The sequence below is a fragment of the Streptomyces sp. NPDC026062 genome (genome assembly GCF_055568375.1).
In genome coordinates this window covers 44,666-65,255 of the sequence record NZ_JBVHOQ010000027.1, presented here as the reverse complement: position 1 = coordinate 65,255, position 20,590 = coordinate 44,666, and the positions used below count along the sequence as shown (strand labels likewise).

The window sequence follows — 20,590 nt, the reverse complement described above, 5'->3', positions numbered from 1 at the left end:
GCCCGGCGCGGGGGGGGGGGGGGGGGCCCCCCCCCCCGGGGGGGGGGGGGGGGGGCGGGGGGGGGGGGGGGCCCCGGGGGGGGGGGGGGGGGGGGGGGGGGGGGGGGCCCCCCCCCCCCCCCCCCCCCCCTCCCGCACACGGGCGGTCCCGCGCGAGTGGTGCGGCCTCGGCCGCGGTGTCAGCCGAGAGGCTCCAGCCGCATCGCGGCGGGTCCCTGCCCGGCGGTGTTGGCGCAGCGGTGGCCGGCGGACGGCTGCTCCAGCTGGAGGGTCAGGCAGTTCCCGAGAGCCTGCTGGCCGAAGCTGTTGGGGTGCAGGGACTCCTGCTGCTGGCCCTGTCCGGCGCCGGTGGTCACGAAGCGGACCCACTCACTGGTCTCGCCGGTGGGGGGATGGGCGGCGTCGGCCTGCCGGGTGTCGGTGGAGCACACCTCGCGTCCCTCGAAGGACCCGGACAGGTCGAGGAACTCCGCGCCGCCCTCGCGGGCCGCCTCGGCCAGGACCGAGCTGATCCGGGGGACCAGGTCGTCGTGCGCCCAGGTGAGGTCCTTGTCGAAGAAGGGGCAGCCGCCGGTGGTGAGACGGTCGTACTTCTCGCCGGGGTAGCGCATGCGGGCGGCGTCGGGGAGCGGGGACGGGTAGGACTGGAGGACGAGCCGGTAGGAACCTGCCGGATGGCCGGCCCGGTCGAGCGCGGTCTTCACGTCGGCGAGCGTGTTGACGGCCGCCTGCCGCACCCCGGGCAGGCGCTCGGCGACCTGTTGGGACGCGTCCGGCGCGCACGGGGAGCCGCCGAAGGGCTTGAGGAAGCTGGTCGCGCAGCTGGTGATGATGTCGGAGAAGCCGAGATCGTTGCCGCCGATGGAGACGACGACCGCGCGCAGTGCCGCGCCGGTTGCCTCCTCCTCCAGCTGCCCCGCTTGCGAGGGCTGGCCCTTGAACGGCGCGCCGCCGTTCTCGGGGAGCAGCACCGCCTGTGAAGTCGCGCCCGAGCAGGCGAGGTTGAGGCGTCGGACGTCCAGGGTGACGGACTGGACCTCGGCCACGTCGGAGCGGTTGCATCCGCTGTCGTAGGACTCCCCGTACACGCGGTGCGGATCGCTGTCGTCGGCCACCGGGTCCCAGGCCCGGTCGGTGCCGGCCCGGCCGTCCTGGCTCTCGTTGCTGTTGCCGGCCCAGCGGCCGGCCTCGCCGGAGATGAAGCTGTCGCCCAGGGACACGAGCAACGGCGCTTCCGCGGCGGCCGGTGCGTCCCCGGAAGCCGAAGCGGGCATCGCGCCCGACACCGTGACCGCACAGACCGCGGCGGCTGCTGCCGCAAGCATCTTGGAACGCTGTGAAGGAGAAATGATCATGCCGCAGTTGTCGGCAGCCGGACGCCGGGAGGTGAAGGCCGCCGCCCTGTTTGCAGCCGAATGGACCAGTGGGGTGAGGGAGCCCGGGGAGCTCCGGGCAACGGCGGATAAGGACGCCGGGAACTCGACCATGGCCCCCTCGGGCAACGTGAGAGTTGACTCTCATAAAATGTGAGAGGATCCTCTCAGGTCATGGACTCCAGTAACCGCATGGGTGACATCGAGATCACCGACCCGCAGGCGATGCGTGCTCTGGCGCACCCGGTACGCCTCGCGATCCTCGACCGGCTGCGCCGCGAGGGGCCGTCGACGGCGACGGAACTGGCGCCGCACGTGGGCGCGACCCCCTCGGTGACCAGCTGGCACCTGCGCCATCTGGCGTCCTTCGGGCTGGTCCGGGACAGCGAGCCGGGCCCCGACCGCCGCAGCCGCCGCTGGGAGGCGGTGGCGCGCGGCTTCCGGTTCGACGAGCCGGCCGACCCGGCGGACGAGGAGGGCAGGGCGGCGGCGCGGGAGCTGTCACGGCAGATGTTCCTGCGCTACGCGGACCTTCCGGACCGCTGGGCGGCGGAGGTCGAGCCCGCACTCGAACCGGCCTGGCGCGGACCGGCCGGGCTGGCCTGCACCCGGGTCACGGTCTCCGCCGGTGAACTGGCCGGAATCCAGGACGCGATCGAACGGATCCTCGCCCCGTACGCCACCCGCGCCCCGGCCGACTGCCCGGCGGACAGCCGGGGCGTACGGCTGCTGCGGTACGTCCTGCCGGAGGGCGCGGAGCCGGAGAAGACGGGCACGGGCGCGGGGCGGGGCGAGGAGAGTGCGAGGCAGGGGAACGAGACGGGCGCCGGGCGGGGAGGGGAGCCGGGTGAGACGGGGGAGCCGGGTGAGACGGGCAAGGGGCGGGGCGGCGAGGGCGCACCGGGGCGGACACCGTGACCGCGCCGGACGGGGCGGGGGCGATATCCCTCGGGCGGGACCCGGGGTTCCGGCGCTTCTGGGCCGGGCACTCGGTGTCCCAGTTCGGCGACCGGATCACCGAACTGGCGCTGCCGCTGATCGCGGTCGGCGCCCTGGACGCGTCGGCCAACCAGGTCGCGTGGCTGACCGCGCTCATCTGGACCCCCAACCTCCTGGCGATCGTCCTGGGCGCCTGGGTGGACCAACGGCCCGGCAAGCGACGCCTGATGATCCTCGCGGATCTCTTGCGCGCCGCGTTCCTGCTGAGCCTGCCCGCCGCCTACGCGCTGGGAGCCGTGACACTCACCCACCTGTACGCCGTGGCGATCCTGGCGGGCGCCGCCGGGGTGCTGTTCAACACGGCGTACCCGCCGTTCTTCGTGCGCCTGGTCCCGCGTGACTCCTTTGTCGACGCCAACAGCAGGCTCAGCGCCAGCCGTTCGGTCTCCCAGGTGGCCGGCCCCGCGATCGGCGGTGCCCTCGTCCAGGCGCTCACCGCACCCGTGGCCGTCGTGGTGGACGCTCTCACGTTCCTCGCGTCGGCGCTCCTGATCGGCAAGGTCCCGGTCGGTGAAACGCCGACGGCTTCCCCGGGCACGCCCCGGGCGCCCCTGCTGCGACGTGCCCGCGAGGGCCTGGCATTCGTCGTACGCCACCCGGTTCTGCGGGCCACGCTGGGCTGCGCGGCCACGGTCAACTTCTTCACGTTCGTCGCGGGCAGCGGGCTGCTGGTGCTGTTCGCCACCCGGAGCCTCGGCCTGTCCGCCGGGATGATCGGCCTCGCGCTCGGCGTCGGGGCGACCGGGGCGCTGCTCGGCGCGGTCTGCGCGCCCGCCGTCTCCCGCCGCCTCGGCGTGGGCCGCACGATCGCCGTCGGGGCCGTGCTGTTCCCCGCCCCGCTCGCCCTCGCCGCTGCGGCGAACGGCCCCCTCTGGCTCCGCGTCACCACCCTGGCCGGGGCGGAGTTCGTCTCCGGCTTCGGCGTCATGCTGTTCGACGTCAACCTCAACTCGCTCCAGGCGACGGTGATCCCGGACGGGCTGCGCAGCCGGGTTGCCGGGGCGTACAGCACGGTCAACTACGGCATCCGCCCCGTCGGCGCCGTCGTCGGCGGCGCCCTCGCCACGGCCACCGGACTGCGGACGACGCTCGTCATCGCCGCGGTGGGCGGGGCGATGTCGGTGCTGTGGCTGCTGCCTTCACCGGTTCCCCGCATCCGGACCCTGGCGCGGGCGGATACGGGTGAGGGCGAGGGGGAGAGGGCGGCGGAGGAACGAGGTGCGGACCGGGTGGTGCCGCAGTGAGCGGGCAGGTCTTGAACGCCGGCCACACGGTCTCGCCGACCATGTGATCGTCGACGCCGAAGTCGTCTGCCCACGCACGTACGAGGAGTAACCCGCGCCCCGAGCAGGCGTCGCCGTCGGGCTGCCGCACCACAGGCCGGCCCGGAGTGCCGCCGGCTCACCTACCGTGTGACGTGTCAGGGACGGCGGCTGAGGCAGGTAGGACTGGAGTGCCGCGCCACGGTAGCCCGGTGTGGCCTCTCCGAGGGGGTTGCGGCGTCGCCATCAGAGGGTACGCAGGTCCAGTTCGCGGCCTATACCGAACCGGGCCGGGGCAGCTCGGTGAAACCGGGGATGATCGCCCGCATGCGCTCCAGGATGGACCGGGCCTGGGGCAGCTTCGGGTTGTCGGGGGTCAGTGCCATGCGCCAGTCGACGTAGCCGCAGGAGCTGAGTGCGCCCTGCAGGTACTGGGGAAAAGTGAGGTTCAGAGGGCTGAGTGCCTCGCCGAAGTAGTGGAAGTACACCTCGTCCCGAGGCGCGTGGCCGGGTTCCATGAGGAAGGCCGCGCAGGCTTCCGGCGCGTAGACGTCGAAGGGCTTGACCGCCCGGAAGCGGTCACCGCCCTCGAAGTCGTCGTACCAGGTCTCGCCCAGCCCTTCGGCGAAGGCGCGTGAGAGGGGGAGGACATGGACCGAGCCGAAGTCGGTCGGGGCCCCGTCCGTGTCGGCGGATGCGTCGGCGGAGGCGTACTCCCACTCAAGGCGGAATCCGTTCAGCTCCTCGTAGAACTCGGCCACGCCGACGGGAAGGCGGCCCTGGGCGGACGCGGTGACCGAGGCCATCTCGGCCGGGGTGACGGGCGGCGCGATTTCGTACGCACGCACCGAGAAGCCGGGCGTGGCACGCAGGCACGCCACGCGTTCGGCGATCTGCTGCCGGTGGTCGACCGTCACGAGTTGTCCTTACTGTCGTCCGGTTCCGTGGTCACCCGTCACACGGCGGGGGCGTTCTGCCTCGTGGGGCGATTGCTCCGGTAGGCGAGGGAGGCGTCCTGCCTGACGAGCCATGTCGCGTAGGCCGTCCGGTGCGCCTGGACTATGCCCGACATGTTGATGAAGTTCCTCTTGTCGTCCGACGTGGTGTGCCCCTGATGGAGGGCCCAGCGGTCCAGCAGCGTGTTCCGCTCGGTGGGCGAGGTCGCGTGCGTCAGCAGGGTGCCCAGTGTGCCCCGCTGACGCAGGGTGTCGAGGAGAACCATCTGATCCGGCTCGGAGTAGTACTTGATGAGTATGTATCCCCTGGCTCCCAGGCGTTCGACCAGCTCGACCCCAGCCATGCCGATCGTCTGGAGGAGTTCCTCGCCGTAGTGGAAGACCATGTTCCGCTGGTCGTCGTCGCTCAGACCCCAGTTGCGGAACAGCTCTTCGGCCGTTGTCTGGCGTCCGGCCCGGTACAGCGGGCGAAGGGCCTGAGGGTAGAGGTCCTGGACGGTGATGCCCATGCGCCGGACGAACGCCACCTGGTCGGCCGCTGTGGGGTGGACCAGGATGTAGCGCGCCTGGTCGAGGTCTTCCGCGCCCCGGTAGAGAGGGGGAAAACTCTCCAGCAGCGCGATCTTCAGCTGGTCGTTCGGAACGAGGCCCAGCACCTGGGCGCGCATCTGGTCGCTGACGCCCGGCCCCTGCATCTCCTGGACCAACTGCTGTGCCGTACCCGTCCAGGCACTGAACCTCAGAACCTGCGCGGGGGCGAGGGGGTCGACCGGCAGGATGATCGGCGAGACCCACCGCTGGCTGGTCGTCGGGTCGTTCTCGACACCCCACTCCATCGTGATGCGGTTGGGGACGACCGAGGCGAAGTTCGTGGCATTGGTGTTGTTGTCCTGGTAGCTCACGCTGGTCCTCAGCCACACCTTGTGGCCCAGATCGACCAGCCGCTTCGCCGGGTCCTCGGCCTGCGCCGACATCTGCGAGTTGAGCTTTCCCGGTCCGGGCGCGAGGTTGCGCCAGTTGTCGCCGGGGCCGCCGAGCCGCCCGTTGAACAAGTGCATGCGGACGGCACGGTAGGGCGCTCCGACGGGCTTCTCGCCACCCGGTGCCATCTTGGTGTAGCCGTCGTTCCTGAGCTCCCGCCAGCCGACCGGCTCGACCGAGGGGGAGTTGGCGGCCGGGTCGAGCGGTCTGCCCGACAGGTTGTGTACTTCCACGGTCCCGGCCCGCCCGTTGTCCTCCGTGAACACCGGGTCGTCACCACTCATCGTGCCGCTGGTCCATCGCTGGACCACCGGAAGGCCGGCCGCGCCCGAAGCCGCGCGCTGCACCGGTGAGCCGACGGCCCGGACCGCCGGCCCGGGTGCCTGGCCGGTCTCGGGCCCGTGCGAGGGGGCCGGGCCCGACAGTGCCTGGCGCGCGTTCGCCTCGGCCTCGCGTTCGAAACGGTCGTGGGGATCCGACACCCGGATCCCGTCGCCGCGGTCGGTGCCGGCGACGGGCCCCTGTCGCTGCTGGATGACGTGAGTGAGTTCGTGGGCGAGGGTGTGCTTGTCGGCGCCGTCGGAACCGATGACGATGTGGTCGCCGGTGGTGTAGGCGCGGGCGCCCATCTCGGTGGCGGAAGCCCTGGCGGCGGCGCCCGTGTGGACGCGGACGCCGGAGAAGTCGGCACCCAGGCGGGCCTCCATGTCGGTCCGGGTCGGCTCGTCCAGCGGGGTGCCCGGGGAGCGGAGTACGTCGGGGACGGCGGAGGCCCGTACGGCAGGTGCCGCCGGTTCGCTCTGCCCGGCGCCGGGCAGGTGTTCCTCCTGGCCGTTCAGGTACCCGCTGCGGCCGAGCAACTGGAGGACGGCGGCGTTCCCGAGCGTCGCTTGCAGGGCGAGCGGACCCGTGGGCCGTTCACGCGGACCGACCACGGAGCCGCGGGCCGGCGTGCGGTCCTGGCCGGATCTGCCGGTCTCTCTCCGGACCTGGTGACTGCTCACGGACTGCTCCTGCGGGCGGGCGGGCATCAACGCGTCCTGCTTACACGTGCGAAGGCCGGGCGGACCAGGTACGCGAGGGCAGACCGCGCTGCCCTCCATGGCCCGGTCCCGCGCACCGGGTTCCCGGATGCCGGCAGCCTGCCCTGCGATCTTCGGACGCGAACTTCTCAAGGGGCGGCCTTGGTCCGGGCCCTCCCTCGTGATCGGGACCGGCCCCGGGCGGAAGCCCGAGGCGGCCCCGAGTGAAAGCCCGAGGCCAGGGGCTGCCTCGCCGGCGCCGGACGGCCGGAACCCGTTCTGCCCCGTCGGCGCCGGACGGCTGAAGCCGCCTCTCCGCTCCGCCTCCGGTCACCCGCCGGCAGACTCTTCCGGAGCGAAGGCCGCTGTGGCGAGCCCTCTGAACACCTCCTCCGGGTCCCGGTCGCCCACCGCCCCGCTCAGGTTCCCGCTGAGCAGCAGGGTGGCGAAGCCGTGGGCGAGGGACCAGGCGGCCACGCCGGTGAGCCGGGCATCCTCCCCGCCGCCGGAGGGGAGGCCCGTGACACCCGCACGCAGCTCCACCGTCGCCCGCTCCTTCGCCGCGACGAGGCCGGGATCGTCGGCGTGGTGGAGGTCCGGCTGGAACATCACCTGGAAGTGGGCCGGGTGTTCGGCGGCGAACCGTACGTACCGCACGCCCCGCTCCCGCAGGTCCGGGGCGTCGGCCAGGGCGTCGGCGAAGAGCCCGTAGCCCTCGGCGGCGATGGCGGTGAGCAGGCCCGTGCGGTCCTTGAAGTGGTGGGCGGGGGCGGCGTGGGAGACACCGGCCCGGCGGGCCAGATCGCGCAGGCTGATCGCGGCGGGGCCCTCGGTGCGGATGACGTCGAGCGCGGCGGAGAGGACGGCCCGCCGCAGGTCGCCGTGGTGGTAGGTGCGGTCGCTGCTCATGGACAGCAGCGTACGCGGAATCTAGTCATTGACAAGTTTGCGGGACCGGGTGCACTCTGGGCCCACCGAGACAACTAGTCAGTGACAAGATTGAAGTCGCTGCGGAAGGCGGAGACATGTCCGACGAGCTGGGTCGCGTACGGCAGATGTGGCACCTGTTGGAGCCCCTGCACGCTGTTCTCTACTACGCGCCGGAGGCCTTCGAGGAGGCCTCGGCGCTCGGGTACGCCGTCGACGTGCGCTGGCCGAGCTACTTCGCCTGGCGGGCGGCGCCGCTCGGGAAGGAGGGGGCGGGGGCCGGGGCCGGGCAGGTCACGGAGGTCTTCCACAGCTTCAGCCCGGCGATGGTGGACGAGTACGTCCCCGCCGTCTGGTCCGTCGCCTCGCCGGACGCGGTGCTCGCCGCGCGGCGCAGGGCCGTCGACCGCATGTACCGGACGCTGCTGGGGGATTCGGTCGCCGCTCCGGAGACGGCCGAGGCCGCCGCGCTCCTGCGCCGCGTCGCGGAGGCCGCCGACACGACGGGCCGCCCGCTCGCCGCGGCCAACGCCGCACTGCCCTGGCCCGGTGAACCGCACCTCGCGCTCTGGCATGCGGCGACGGTCCTGCGCGAACACCGGGGCGACGGCCATCTCGCGGCGCTCGCGCACGCGGAGCTCGACCCGGTCGAGGCGCTGGTGTCGTTCGCCGCCGTCGGCGCGGCGCGCCCGGAGGTGTTCACCAGCCGGGGGTGGGGCGGGGCGGAGTGGGCGCAGGCCCGTGAGCGGCTGGTGAAGCGGGGGCTGGTGACGGACGACGGTACGGCGACGGAGGCGGGAAGGGCGCTGCGTGCCGAGGTCGAACGGCGCACCGACGAGGCGGCGGCGGCCCCTTGGCGGGTGCTGGAGGACACGGGGCGGGAGCGGCTGGTCGAACTGCTGGGGCCGCTGTGGGTGGCGGCGATCGGCTCCGGGCTGCTGCCCTCGGAGACGACGCTGGGCATCGGCAAGGTGTGATTCGGGCCGCATCCGGGGTGAGCGGATGCCATGAACACGTCCCTACGGGGAAGACGTCCGTAGGATTCCCGGGTTGGTTGGACTTTCTCCCCGTCAGGACGGCTTCGAGTGATATCTCCCCGCGATTGTCGAGTGATCGTGCCCGCGCTGGGCGTGGTGGCCGTGCTGGCGCTGACCGGCTGCGACCCCGAGAAGGTGACCTCCGGCTCAGGCGGGCCGGGCGGCGGTTCCGATCAGGCCGGCCGGCCGGCCACCGGCTTCGGCGCCAGCCCGCTGGACAACCCCGACGGTACGAAGCCGGGCCTCGCCCCCCTTACCTCCGACGCGGACCGCGCGGCGGCCCGGAAGGTCATCGAGAAGGTGGCGACCAAGGGGCGCGGTCCCAAGACCGGCTACGAGCGCGACAAGTTCGGCTACGCCTGGAAGGACTCGGTCGACGGCATCCCGCTCTCGCGGAACGGCTGCGACACACGGAACGACCTGCTGGCCCGCGACGGCAAGGATGTCGCGCTCCGCTCCGGTTCGGACTGTGTGGTCGTCGCGATGACCCTCAAGGACCCCTACACCGGTTCGACCATCGAGTGGCGCAAGCAGCAGGCGACCAAGGTCCAGATCGACCACGTCATGCCGCTGTCGTACGACTGGCAGATGGGCGCCGCACGCTGGAACGAGGCCAAGCGGCAGCAGATCGCCAACGATCCGCTGAATCTTCTGCCCGTGGACGGCCCGGCCAACAACGCCAAGCGCGACTCGGGTCCCGCGTCCTGGCTGCCGCCGTACAAGCCGGTGCGCTGCTCGTACGCGCTGCGGTTCGCGCAGGTCTCGCTGAAGTACGAACTCCCGGTCACCGCCGCCGACAAGAAGGTCATGCTGGAGCTGTGCGGGGCCTGAATCCGGCAGGTGGTCCGCCCCGGGGGCTGTTCTCCCCGGGGCGGACAGGCCGTTCGGCGGGGCGCTCCCGCCCCGCCGGCCGTGGCGTACGTCATCCGTCCGTGGCGCCGGCGAGGGCGTGAACACCCCGCCCGGGGCCGGTCAGCCGGGGTCGACGATGTCCTTCGTGGCGGGCTTCTGCACGACGACGGGCTTGTCGAACTCGGAGAACGTCATCGACATCGGGTCCTCGCCGCCCTTGGCGTCGACCTTGAGGAGGTACGGCTCTCCCTCGGTGGCCACCAGGATCGTGTAGGTGCCCTCGCTGTCCTTTTCGGTGAGGCGCAGCGCCGGGCGGCCGTCGACGGTGGTGCTGCCGCTCTTCTTCGCCTCGGTGTCGTTGGCCTCGAAGTCCTTCAGCAGCGAGTTCAGTTCGCAGAGTCCGAGCATTTCCTTGTTGTCGGGGTCCGAGGCCTTCGACTTCAGCCAGTGGCCGGCGAGCATGTCCACCGCCGCCTGTATGTCCTCGGCGGGCTCGCCCTTGGACTGTTCGCGCAGCATCGCCTCGTCGAACTTCGTGTAGACCGTGTCGCCGGTCCTGCGGATCTCCATACTCCCGGCCGGGCCGATGGCCATCGTCCCGGTGCAGTCGCCGGAGGTGCTGCTGCTGAGGTGCGCGGAGATCCGCTCCCCGTCCGACACCGTGTCGACGTCGATCTTCAGGGACTTCACCTTCTTGGTGGCCGCGACAGCCTTGTTGGCGACCTCCGGGCCCGAGAGGTCCGCGAAGGGACCGGACTCCTTGGGGGTGGAGTCCTTGGGGGCGGACTCCTTCGGAGTGGATTCCTTCGGGGCGGGCGTGTCGGTGCCGCAGGCGGCCAGACCCAGCACGGTGAAGGCGCAGAGGGTGTTGACGGCGGTACGGGCGAGAAGGCGCATGGGGAGAAGGCTCCGAAGGCTGGTGGGGTGACGACACGCACATCAGACCAGAGCTTGTGAACCGAGTCAACAGGCAACACCTTGGACTCTGTGAATCGCTGTGTGAACGGGTTGGGCAAAGGCGGGATCGGTATGCTCGCCCGCGCAGGGCGACCTACCGGGGCGAGTGACCAGGGAGACAGATCAGTGCCGGAGAACTCGACAGAGGTGACCGCTGCCGGGATCGCCAGGCTCGCGGGTGTGGGGCGCGCCGCCGTCAGCAACTGGCGCCGCCGGTACGCCGACTTCCCGCACCCCGTCGGCGGCACCGAGACGAGTCCGTCGTTCGCCCTGTCCGCGGTCGAACTGTGGCTGCGCGAGCAGGGGAAGATCGCCGAGATCCCCCTGCGCGAACGGGTCTGGCAGCAGCTCGCGGGCCACCCGGCCGGCGCCATGGCCGCCCTGATCCACACGGGCGGCGCCCTGTTGCTCCTGCGGAGCAGCCCTGTCGCTTGGAAGGAGCTCACCGCCGTCCCGGACGAGGCGATGGCCGGCGTGCTGTCGCTCGCCCTCGGTGAACTGCTCGACGCCCGCTTCGGCCCCGCCGCGGAACCCGGGCGGGCCGTACGCACCCCCGGCCGCGCGGAACTGCTGCCGTCCGTGCCGCTGCTCCGTGCCGCCGCCGAACTCGCCGCCGAGACCGGCGCACCGCAGACCTTCGAGTTCCTGCTCGGACGCCAACTGGACTCCAATCCGCGCCAGTACACCCTCACGCCACCCGGACTCGCCGCACTCATGGCCGCCCTGGCGGAGGCCGGAACTCCCGCGGTCCGTACGGTCGTCGACCCCGCCGCAGGCACCGGAGCCCTGCTCCGCGCCGTCGAAGGCACCGGCACCCTGTACGCGCAGGAATCCGACCCCGACCTGGCCGCACTCACCGCACTGCGGCTCGCCCTGCACACCGACGCGCACACCGGCCGAGGCCTTGAGGTACGGACCGGCGACACCCTGCGCGCCGATGCCTTTCCCCACCTCGGCGCCGACGCCGTGCTCTGCCACCCCCCGTTCAACGAACGCAACTGGGGTCACGACGAACTCGCCTACGACCCGCGCTGGGAGTACGGCCTGCCGGCCCGCACCGAGTCGGAACTCGCCTGGGTCCAGCACGCCCTGGCCCGCCTGCGCGAGGGCGGGACCGCCGTACTCCTGATGCCGCCGGCCGCCGCGTCACGCCGCTCCGGCCGCCGGATCCGTGCCGACCTGCTGCGGCGCGGCGCCCTGCGGGCCGTCATCGCGCTTCCGGCGGGCGCCGCTCCGCCGTACGGCATCCCGCTCCATCTCTGGGTGCTGCGCAAGCCGGACGGCGGCCTGCCCCCCGCGCCGGAACTCCTGCTCGTCGACGCCGCGGAACCGGCGGAGCCCCCCCTCGTGGCGCCGGCTCCCACCGCCGCGCCTGCCGGGCGTGACCGGCTCGACTGGCAGGCCGTCCACAGCGACGTACTCGACATCTGGCGGTCGTTCGAGAGCGCGGGCCGTAACGGGGAGGCCGGCAGGGCAGAGGGCCGGGACGGGGAGGCCGGCCGGGGGAAGACCCGGGAGAAGGCGGCAGGCGGCAGCGGAGAGAGCCGGGACACGGGCGGCGGAAGGCGGCCCAGCCGCGCCGTTCCCGTCATCGACCTCCTCGACGACGCCGTGGACCTGGCACCCGCCCGCCATCTGCCGCCCCCCAACGCGGCCGCCGGACCGGCCGAGCTGGCGCGGCTGCGGGAGCGGCTCTCCGCGACACTCGGCCTCACCGGCGCCCTCACCCCGCCCACGCCCGTCGAGGCCTCCGCCCCCGCCCGCTGGCCGCTCACCACCGTCGGCGAACTCGCCCGCGCCGGCGCCCTCCAGCTCCGCACCGGCGGCTCCGGCACCGGCTCCGGCCCCGTGCTCACCGAGCACGACGTCCTCGGCTCCGCGGCCCCGTCGGGGAGCCTGCCCGCCGACGGGCCGCACGAGGAGCCGGTGCTCATCGAACCGGGCGACGTCGTGGTGCCCGTCCTCGGCGGCGGCTCCGTCGCCCGCGTCGTCGACGACGCCACGGCGGGCGCCGCACTCGGCCGCAACCTCCAGCTGCTGCGCCCCGATCCGGCCGCCCTCGACCCCTGGTTCCTCGCCGGTTTCCTGCGCGGCACCGCCAACAACCGCCAGGCCAGCAGCCACGCCTCCACCGCGACCCGGCTCGACGCACGCCGCCTCCAGCTGCCCCGGCTGCCACTGGCCGAGCAGCAGCGGTACGGCGAACGCTTCCGCACCCTGGCCGCGTTCGAGGACGCGCTGCGCCTCGCCGGCCAGCTCGGCGGACGGCTCGTCCAAGGGATGTACGACGGACTGACGGACGGAACGGTCACACCGGGAAGGGACGGAACGGTCACACCGGGATGAGGGGAACCACAACGGTTCCGCACACCCCGGGGCCTCCTGTCGGTGTCGCCCCTTACGCTCGGTTCCGCGCGCACGTCCAGGTGCGCGCGGACCTCCCACGACCAGGTATCCAGGAGCAGCCATGTACGCCCCGGGCCAACCGCCGACGGCGCCGCGCGCAGTCCCCAGCAGGGGCTGGACCGTGTCGATGCGCGTGCTGTTCAGCGTGCTCTCGGTGTTCTCCTGCGGCATGCTCCTGTGGACACCCCTGCTCCGGCTGGCCATCGTGCGCCGCAGGGCCTTCGACTGGTGGATGACCGGGGCAGGCTTCGTACTCGTCTGCGTACTGCTGCCGGTCCTCGGCAGGGACGGCAGCGACTCCGACCCCCAGGGCATCGACTACGTCCTCATCCCGCTCCTGCTGCTCGCCATGGTGGCCGCCCCCGCGCACTTCATCGTCGCCGACATCCGCCACCACGCGGAGCCGGCGCGGCAGAACGTCATGGCCGGCCCCCCACCGCCGGCCCCGGGTTACGCCTACGCGCCCACCGTGCCGATGCAGACACCTCTGCCGACGCCGACGCCGATGCGGCCGGCCGGACAACAGCCCCCGGCCCCTCAGCCCTACACGCCGCAGCCTCACACCCCTCAGCCCTACACCCCGCAGCCGTACACCCCGCAGTACCCGCAGCCCCACCCGGCGCCTCAGCTCCAACCGGCACCCCCCACCAACCCTCGCCCCCAGCCCCAGCCCCAGCCCCACCCCCAGCGCCTCGACCAGGTCCGCGCCGAACTCGACGAGCTGAGCGACTACCTCCGTAAGGAGGAGGGCAGATGAGCGGGCGTCTCGTCGGCGGGCGGTACGAGCTGGCGACGGTCCTCGGGCAAGGCGGCATGGGCCAGGTCTGGACGGCCTACGACCAGCGCCTGGACCGCAGGGTCGCGGTCAAGCTGCTGCGCCCCGACCGGGTCACCGGGCCCGTCGGCAGCGACGTCGCGGGCGACCTGCGCCGCCGCTTCGTCCGCGAATGCCGGGTCACCGCCCAGGTCGACCACCCGGGCCTCGTCACCGTCCACGACGCGGGCAGCGACGGCGACGAACTGTTCCTCGTCATGCAGTACGTCGAGGGCGCCGACCTCGGCGACCACCTCGCCGAACACGATCCGTACCCCTGGCAGTGGGCCGTCGCCGTCGCCGCCCAGCTCTGCGCCGTCCTGAGCGCCGTGCACGCGGTGCCGATCGTCCACCGCGACCTCAAGCCCCGCAATGTGATGGTGCGCCCCGACGGCACCGTCGTCGTCCTCGACCTCGGCGTCGCCTCCGTCCTGGACAACGACACCACCCGCCTCACCCACACCGGCTCACCGATCGGCTCCCCGGCCTACATGGCCCCCGAGCAGGCCATGGGCGGCGCCGTCGGCCCGTACACCGATCTGTACGCCCTCGGCGTCCTCCTGCACGAACTCCTCAGCGGAGACGTGCCGTTCTCCGGTTCCACCGCCCTCGGCGTACTGCACCGCCACCTCTACGAGCCGGCCGTCCCCGTCCGGCAGATCCGCCCCGACATCCCCGAAGCCCTCGAAACCCTCGTCCTGCGCCTGCTCGCCAAGGACCCGCAACACCGCCCGGCGAGCGCCCAGGAGGTGTACGAACACCTCGCCCCCCTGCTGCCCGCCCGCACCACGGGACACCCCTCCCGCCCGCTCGACCCGACCCGCCCCTTCCTGCGCCCCCACGCCCCCTGGCCCGACCGCGTCACGACCCCGCCGGCCGGCCGGCCCGCGCCGCTGCCCACCCGGCCCGACGTCGCGGCCGCCGTCGACGAGGTCAAGAGACTCCTGGGCGAAGGCCGCATCACCCAGGCCGTCGACATGCTCGGCGGCATCCTCCCCGCCGCCGCCGAACAGCACGGCGAGGGCTCCCCGGTCGTCCGCATCCTGCGCAAGCAGTACGCGGCGACGCTGATGGACGACGGCCAGTACCGCCGCGCCCTGCCCGAACTGCGCCGGCTCGCCGACGACCGTGCCGCCGATTCCGGACCCGCCGACCCGCAGGCCCTGCAGTTCCGCTACGACGCCGCACAGTGCCTGGAACAGCTCGGCGAACCCGCCGCCGCACTCGCCGAGTACCGCGCGGTCCTTCCGTACTACGAGAACCAGTACGCCACGAACAACGACCCGGCACGCTCGTACGAGATCCGCCACCGCATCGGCCAGCTGCTGCTGGCCCTCGGCGACCACGCGGGCGCACGCGCCCAGCTCCAGGGGCTGCTGTACGACACCGAGCGGATGTACGGGCCGCACCACCCGCTGCCGCTCGAACTGCGCCGCCGGCTGGAGCGCCAGCTACAGGTCGGAGGCGGCTGAGCCGCCTGCGGCGAGCGCGCCGAACGGATACGGCCCCCGGTCCATCCGGGCTTGTTCCGGAGCCAGTTCACCCAAACGTCGCCCCCGGGCCACGCCCGTCATCCGCTCCCGACACTTCGACCGGCTGATGTACAAGCGTGCTGATCTCGCTGGTGGTGCCCTGCTTCAACGAGGAAGAGATTCTCGAACGCTTCCATGAACGCGTGACGGACGAGATGACCCGCCTCGGTCACGCGTTCCAGCTCGTGTACGTGGACGACGGGAGCGAGGACCGGACCCTGCCGATCCTCCAGAAGCTGGCCGCCGCCGACCCCCGCGCCCGCTACGTCTCCTTCAGCCGCAACTTCGGCAAGGAAGCCGCCATGCTGGCCGGCCTCCAGCACGCGGACGGTGACGCCGTCGTCCTGATGGACGCCGACCTCCAGCACCCGCCGGAACTCGTCGGCCGCATGCTCCAGGAACACGCCCAGGGCTACGACCAGGTGATCGCCCGCCGTACCCGCACGGGCGACCGCGTCACCCGCACCCTCACCGCCCGCGCCTACTACTGGCTCATCAACCGCCTCGTCGACGTCGAACTCGTCGACGGAGTGGGCGACTTCCGGCTGCTGTCACGCCGCGCCGCCGACGCCGTACTCGAACTCACCGAGTACAACCGCTTCTCCAAGGGACTCTTCGCCTGGGTCGGCTTCCCCACCACGACATTCAGCTACGAGAACGCCGTCCGGGAGCAGGGGCGCTCCGCCTGGACCTTCGGCAAGCTCCTCAACTACGGACTCGACGGACTCCTCTCCTTCAACAACAAGCCCCTGCGCGCCGCCCTCTACCTCGGCATGCTCCTGATGTCCGTGGCCTTCGTCTACGCCGCCTGGATCGTCGGCGTCGCCCTGGTGAAGGGCGTCGACACCCCCGGATACGTCACCCTTCTCGTCGTACTCACCGCCCTCGCCGGGGTCCAGATGGTGATGGTCGGAGTCGTCGGGGAGTACGTCGGCCGCATCTACTACGAGGTGAAGCGCCGCCCGCACTTCCTGGTGAAGGCCACCAACACCCCGAACCGCAGGCCGGCCCCGGAGCCGGAACCCCTGGAGTCCGTACGCCGATGACGGTCAAGGCACAACTGGTCCGCTTCGCCCTCGTGGGTGCCGTGAACACCGGCACGTACTACGGCTGCTACCTCGCCCTGCTGCACTGGCTGCCCTACCTGGCCGCACATGTACTGGCCTTCGCCCTCAGCATGACCGGGTCGTTCTTCCTCAACTCGTACTTCACCTACCGCACCCGGCCCACCTGGCGGAAGTTCCTGCTCTTCCCGCTCACCAACGCGGCCAACTTCGTCATCACCACCGGTGGCGTCTACCTGCTGGTCGGCCTGGCCGGATTCAGCAGCCGGTACGCCCCCCTGGTGGCGGCGGCGGCCGCCGTCCCCGTCACCTTCGTCGTCTCGCGCACGATCATGCTGCGACCGGACGCACCGCCGAAAGCGGTCGGACGGGCCGGCTGAACCGGTCGGACGGGCCGGCTGAAGCGGACCGTACGGAGCCGGTCCGGCCGTGTGGCAAAGTGTCCCGGTCATATGCGTCGAGCCGGACAAAGCCGTCGCGCCGTGCGGCCCCGGTGAGGTGGCGTGCTCTCGGCGCGGCCTCGGGCGGCCGGTTCGCCGCGCACCGTATTTCCCTGATCCATCCACAGAGGTGTGTTGTGAACGCGAGAAGACGCCGGGCCCTGCTGAAAGCCGTCGAGGTCATGCTGGAGCCCGGTGAGCAGGTCGAGGCCACGTCGCTGGTGAACCTCAGCGAGGTCTCCGTCAAGAAGAACATCGCCATGGGCCTCGCCGCGGCTGTCCTGAGGGGCGGGACGATGATCGCCGCGGCGTCCCCCCAGCCCATGTATCTCGCGGCCAGCCGCGAACGCCTGTTCCTTTTCCAGGCCAACCCGACCTTCGCGAAGCCGGACCGGCACCTCGCCACGTTCCTGATCGAGAACGTGAAGCGGACCGAGATCAAGCGCGGACTCGTGAAGCACTCGTTCATCCTGCTCGACGAGTCCGCGCAGAGCGCGATGCGGGTCTTCTTCCCGCGGTTCGGCGTCAAGGACATGGAGGCCGTGGCCGCACTCGTCCCGCTGGCGGCGGCGCCGGCGGCCGCGTAGCGGCCGGGAGTTCCGGGGGCGGGCCCCGCCCCACAGGAGCCCCGCCGAAACCGGCCGGACGCGCCGCCGGGACGCACCCCCGGACACCCGTATCCCCCATCCCTCCCGAATCGTTGGCCGGATCAGTGGCCCGGACCGGTTCCCCTGCCCGCCAAGTGCCGGATGCTCTAGCATCGATCACCGCAAGGCTTTGTGCACCGCCGCACAATCTCCTCGGGAGGCTCCTTTGCACCGCCGCCGTCGCAACGCGCTCACCGTCTCCGCCGCACTGCTCGCCGCAGCGCCGCTCCTCGCCGCCTGCGGCAGTCAGGCCCACCCGGGCGCCGCGGCCGTCGTGGGCGGGGACCGGATCACGGTGGCCACCGTGCAGGGCCAGGTCGCCGACGTACGCCAGGCGCAGGACGCCTCGAAGCAGGCCGCCCAGATCACCGACCAGTCCGGCCAGCTCGGCCGTGCCAAACTGCACGGGCTGATCCTGGACCGCGTCCTGGACAAGGCAGCGGCCGACGCGGGAGTGACCGTCTCCCGTGCCGAGATCCAGCAGATGCGCCAGCAGGCCGTCGCCCAGTACAAGGGGGAGGACGGGCTGCGTGCGGCGGTGCTCCAGGAGCGCTGGATCGCCCCGGACCAGATCGACGCCTTCCTGCGCGAACAGATCCAGCTGACCAAGCTCGGCCAGGCACTCGGCGCCGACCCGACGACCCCGGCCGGTACGAAGATCCTCGGGGACGCGCTGACCGAGGCGTCCAAGGCGCTGAAGGTCGACGTCAACCCGCGCTTCGGCGCCTGGAACGACCAGCAGATCCAGCTCGCCGAGTACAAGGCCCCCTGGATCAACCAGGTCACCAAGCCGGCCCAGTCGGCCGCGGAGGCCGGGGCCTGAGGACCGTGCGGCGGCCGGGGTAGATTCGGCGGTGTGAACGCTGAAGACCCCGGCCGCATCGTCCTGCTCACCGCCAGCCACCGCGTCGCGCCCGGACTCCTGTCCTGGCCGGCCTGGCAGACCCTGCACGCCGCCGACCGGGTGCACTGCGGGGAGGACGGCCGGCCGCAGCTGCCGTATCTGCGCGAGGCGGGTGTCACCGTCACCCCCGGCGTGCCCGACGCGCAGGAGCTGGTGGACGCGTGTGCCGGCGGCCGGACGGTGGTCGTCCTCACCGGCGGCGAGGGCAACCAGCCGCTGACGGACGGACTGGCCCGGCTGGCCGGTTCGGGACGGGTGTCGATGCCGGACCTGGAGCTGCTGCCCGGTTCGTACGATCTGCCGGGCGCCCGCCTCCTCGACCTGGTCCAGGTCATGGACCGCATCCGCCTCGAATGCCCCTGGACCTCGCAGAAGACCCACAAGGGCCTCGCCAAGTACGCCATCGAGGAGGCCTACGAACTCGTCGAGGCGATCGAGGACGGCAACCGCGAGGAACTGCGCGAAGAGCTCGGGGACGTACTGCTCCAGGTCGTCTTCCACGCGCGCATCGCCGAGGAGGACGAGGACGAGCCGTTCTCCGTGGACGACGTCGCCGCCACCCTCGTCGAGAAGCTGATCCACCGCCACCCGCACGTCTTCGGCGACGAGACCGCCGAGACACCGGAGGACGTCCACGCGCACTGGCTGCGCACCAAGGCGATCGAGAAGCAGCGCGAGTCGGTCACCGACGGGGTGCCGCTCGGCCAGCCCGGCCTGGCACTCGCCGCGAAGCTGGCCAGCCGCGTCCGTACCGCCGGACTCGACGTGCCGCTCCCCGAGGGCGGCGGCGGAGGCGGGCGCGAGGGCGGCGACGAGGGCGACGGCATCGGGTACCGGCTCCTCGCCCTGGCCGTGCGCGCCCAGGAGGACGGCATCGACCCGGAGGCGGCGCTGAGGGCCGCGGGGCGTGCGTACCGGGACGCCATCAGGGCGGCGGAGGGCGTCGGGTAGCAGCGGATAACGTCGGGGGGTGAACGACCGACCCGCCGCCCCCGCCGACCGACCCGCCGACGCCCCCGCCGGCTGCCCCGCCCACGGTGGCGACGCAGCCGCACCCGCGCCCGAACTCTTCACCTGGGAGTTCGCCACCGACCCGTACCCCGCCTACGCCTGGCTGCGCGCACACAGCCCCGTGCACCGCACCACGCTGCCCAGCGGGGTCGAGGCCTGGCTGGTGACGCGGTACGCGGACGCCCGGGAGGCCCTCGCCGACAGCCGGCTGTCCAAGAACCCGGCCCACCACGCCGAGTCCGCGCACGCCAAGGGGAAGACGGGGATCCCGGGCGAGCGCAAGGCGGAGCTGATGACGCATCTGCTGAACATCGACCCGCCCGACCACACCCGGCTGCGCCGTCTCGTGTCCAAGGCGTTCACCCCGCGTCGCGTCGCGGAGTTCGCCCCGCGCGTGCAGGAGCTGACCGACCGGCTCATCGACGGGTTCGCCGGGAAGGGGGAGGCGGACCTCATCCACGAGTTCGCCTTCCCGCTCCCCATCTACGCGATCTGCGACCTGCTGGGCGTTCCGCCCGAGGACCAGGACGACTTCCGGGAATGGGCGGGCATGATGATCCGCCACGGCGGCGGCCCGCGCGGCGGGGTGGCCCGCTCCGTGAAGAAGATGCGGAGCTATCTCCTCGAACTCATCCACCGCAAGCGCGAGAACCCGGGGGACGACCTGATCTCGGGCCTGATCCGGGCGAGCGACCACGGCGAGCACCTGACGGAGAACGAGGCCGCCGCGATGGCCTTCATCATCCTGTTCGCCGGTTTCGAGACGACCGTCAATCTCATCGGCAACAGCGTCCACACGCTGCTGGGCCACCCGGATCAGCGCGCACGGCTCCAGGCCTCCCTCGCCGCGGGGGAGACGGGTCTGCTGACCACAGGTGTCGAGGAACTGCTGCGGTACGACGGCCCGGTGGAGCTGGCGACCTGGCGGTACGCCACCGAGGCGCTGACCATCGGCGGACAGCGGGTCGGCGAGGGCGACCCCGTCCTCGTCGTGCTGGCGGCTGCCGACCGGGACCCCGAACGCTTCGGCGGACCGGACACGCTGGACCTTGCACGGCGTGACAATCAGCACCTCGGGTACGGGCACGGCATCCATTACTGCCTGGGAGCGCCGCTCGCCCGGCTGGAGGGGCAGACCGCCCTCGCCACGCTTCTGACACGCCTTCCGGACCTGCGACTTGCGGGGGATCCTGCCGATTTGCGGTGGCGCGGCGGGCTCATCATGCGTGGACTGCGCACGCTGCCGGTGGAGTTCACGCCGGGCCCGGTACGCGGTGAAGGTGACACTCTGTCAACTCTGTGACTTTCACGTGATCTCTGCTGCATCGACTTGTGACACACGTTCGAGTCCCGCTAGGTTCACCGTCTACTCATCAGTTGCTCGTCAGTCACACGGAAGGCATTCC

At 72.2% G+C, this 20,590-nt stretch carries 18 protein-coding genes; 13 read left to right on the top strand and 5 right to left on the bottom strand.

Going from position 1 to position 20,590, the window contains the following annotated elements:
• Positions 1-179: 179 nt before the first annotated feature.
• Complete coding sequence (locus tag ACZ4LX_RS24000) at positions 180-1,325, bottom strand: GDSL-type esterase/lipase family protein (RefSeq protein WP_467647697.1); 1,146 nt, start codon at positions 1,323-1,325, stop codon at positions 180-182.
• A gap of 222 nt (positions 1,326-1,547) precedes the next feature.
• On the opposite strand from ACZ4LX_RS24000, the gene ACZ4LX_RS23995 reads away from it, so the two are divergent.
• The gene (locus tag ACZ4LX_RS23995; protein ID WP_467647694.1) at positions 1,548-2,291 is read left to right on the top strand and encodes an ArsR/SmtB family transcription factor; all 744 of its coding nucleotides are present in this window, start codon (positions 1,548-1,550) and stop codon (positions 2,289-2,291) included.
• Positions 2,288-3,616 carry an MFS transporter gene (locus ACZ4LX_RS23990; RefSeq protein WP_467647687.1) on the top strand — a complete coding sequence of 443 codons (1,329 nt, stop codon included), beginning with the start codon at positions 2,288-2,290 and terminating at the stop codon, positions 3,614-3,616. Before ACZ4LX_RS23995 ends, ACZ4LX_RS23990 begins: the two co-directional genes overlap by 4 nt.
• 293 nt (positions 3,617-3,909) lie before the next feature.
• Here the strand turns inward: ACZ4LX_RS23990 and ACZ4LX_RS23985 are convergent, their stop codons facing one another.
• From ACZ4LX_RS23985 to ACZ4LX_RS23975, 3 genes are all read right to left on the bottom strand, one after another.
• Entirely contained in the window at positions 3,910-4,551 is a 642-nt protein-coding gene (locus ACZ4LX_RS23985) for a hypothetical protein (RefSeq protein ID WP_467647682.1), read from the bottom strand.
• A gap of 38 nt (positions 4,552-4,589) precedes the next feature.
• Positions 4,590-6,575, bottom strand: coding sequence for an eCIS core domain-containing protein (locus ACZ4LX_RS23980; protein ID WP_467647678.1), 1,986 nt, complete (start codon positions 6,573-6,575; stop codon positions 4,590-4,592).
• Positions 6,576-6,923: 348 nt separating this feature from the next.
• Entirely contained in the window at positions 6,924-7,502 is a 579-nt protein-coding gene (locus ACZ4LX_RS23975) for a TetR/AcrR family transcriptional regulator (RefSeq protein WP_467647673.1), read from the bottom strand.
• Between the two features lie 116 nt (positions 7,503-7,618).
• On the opposite strand from ACZ4LX_RS23975, the gene ACZ4LX_RS23970 reads away from it, so the two are divergent.
• Together ACZ4LX_RS23970 and ACZ4LX_RS23965 are read left to right on the top strand one after the other, a co-directional pair.
• Positions 7,619-8,497 carry an SCO6745 family protein gene (locus ACZ4LX_RS23970; protein WP_467647670.1) on the top strand — a complete coding sequence of 293 codons (879 nt, stop codon included), beginning with the start codon at positions 7,619-7,621 and terminating at the stop codon, positions 8,495-8,497.
• A gap of 132 nt (positions 8,498-8,629) precedes the next feature.
• Positions 8,630-9,388 carry an HNH endonuclease family protein gene (locus ACZ4LX_RS23965; protein WP_467647666.1) on the top strand — a complete coding sequence of 253 codons (759 nt, stop codon included), beginning with the start codon at positions 8,630-8,632 and terminating at the stop codon, positions 9,386-9,388.
• Between the two features lie 141 nt (positions 9,389-9,529).
• Here ACZ4LX_RS23965 and ACZ4LX_RS23960 read toward each other — a convergent pair whose 3' ends face one another.
• The gene (locus tag ACZ4LX_RS23960; protein ID WP_467647665.1) at positions 9,530-10,306 is read right to left on the bottom strand and encodes a hypothetical protein; all 777 of its coding nucleotides are present in this window, start codon (positions 10,304-10,306) and stop codon (positions 9,530-9,532) included.
• A 186-nt stretch (positions 10,307-10,492) separates the two neighbouring features.
• On the opposite strand from ACZ4LX_RS23960, the gene ACZ4LX_RS23955 reads away from it, so the two are divergent.
• The 9 genes from ACZ4LX_RS23955 (at position 10,493) to ACZ4LX_RS23915 (ending at position 20,487) form a co-directional block, all read left to right on the top strand.
• Entirely contained in the window at positions 10,493-12,712 is a 2,220-nt protein-coding gene (locus ACZ4LX_RS23955; protein ID WP_467647660.1) for an N-6 DNA methylase, read from the top strand.
• A gap of 187 nt (positions 12,713-12,899) precedes the next feature.
• Positions 12,900-13,529: a hypothetical protein gene (locus ACZ4LX_RS23950; protein ID WP_467647722.1), complete on the top strand. Its 630-nt coding sequence runs from the start codon at positions 12,900-12,902 to the stop codon at positions 13,527-13,529.
• Positions 13,526-15,058: a protein kinase domain-containing protein gene (locus tag ACZ4LX_RS23945; protein WP_467647656.1), complete on the top strand. Its 1,533-nt coding sequence runs from the start codon at positions 13,526-13,528 to the stop codon at positions 15,056-15,058. The genes ACZ4LX_RS23950 and ACZ4LX_RS23945 overlap by 4 nt, the downstream gene beginning before the upstream one ends.
• A 137-nt stretch (positions 15,059-15,195) precedes the next feature.
• A complete protein-coding gene (locus tag ACZ4LX_RS23940) occupies positions 15,196-16,164 on the top strand; it encodes a glycosyltransferase family 2 protein (RefSeq protein WP_467647652.1) in 969 nt (322 codons plus the stop codon).
• Positions 16,161-16,562 (top strand): GtrA family protein, encoded by a 402-nt coding sequence (locus ACZ4LX_RS23935; protein WP_467647650.1) that lies wholly within the window; start codon positions 16,161-16,163, stop codon positions 16,560-16,562. Before ACZ4LX_RS23940 ends, ACZ4LX_RS23935 begins: the two co-directional genes overlap by 4 nt.
• A gap of 197 nt (positions 16,563-16,759) precedes the next feature.
• Entirely contained in the window at positions 16,760-17,209 is a 450-nt protein-coding gene (locus ACZ4LX_RS23930; RefSeq protein WP_467647646.1) for a hypothetical protein, read from the top strand.
• Between the two features lie 226 nt (positions 17,210-17,435).
• Positions 17,436-18,092: a SurA N-terminal domain-containing protein gene (locus tag ACZ4LX_RS23925; RefSeq protein ID WP_467647642.1), complete on the top strand. Its 657-nt coding sequence runs from the start codon at positions 17,436-17,438 to the stop codon at positions 18,090-18,092.
• Positions 18,093-18,125: 33 nt separating this feature from the next.
• Positions 18,126-19,124 (top strand): nucleoside triphosphate pyrophosphohydrolase, encoded by a 999-nt coding sequence (locus ACZ4LX_RS23920; protein WP_467647638.1) that lies wholly within the window; start codon positions 18,126-18,128, stop codon positions 19,122-19,124.
• Positions 19,125-19,143: 19 nt separating this feature from the next.
• Positions 19,144-20,487, top strand: coding sequence for a cytochrome P450 family protein (locus ACZ4LX_RS23915; protein ID WP_467647634.1), 1,344 nt, complete (start codon positions 19,144-19,146; stop codon positions 20,485-20,487).
• The last annotated feature ends 103 nt before the right edge of the window (positions 20,488-20,590 follow it).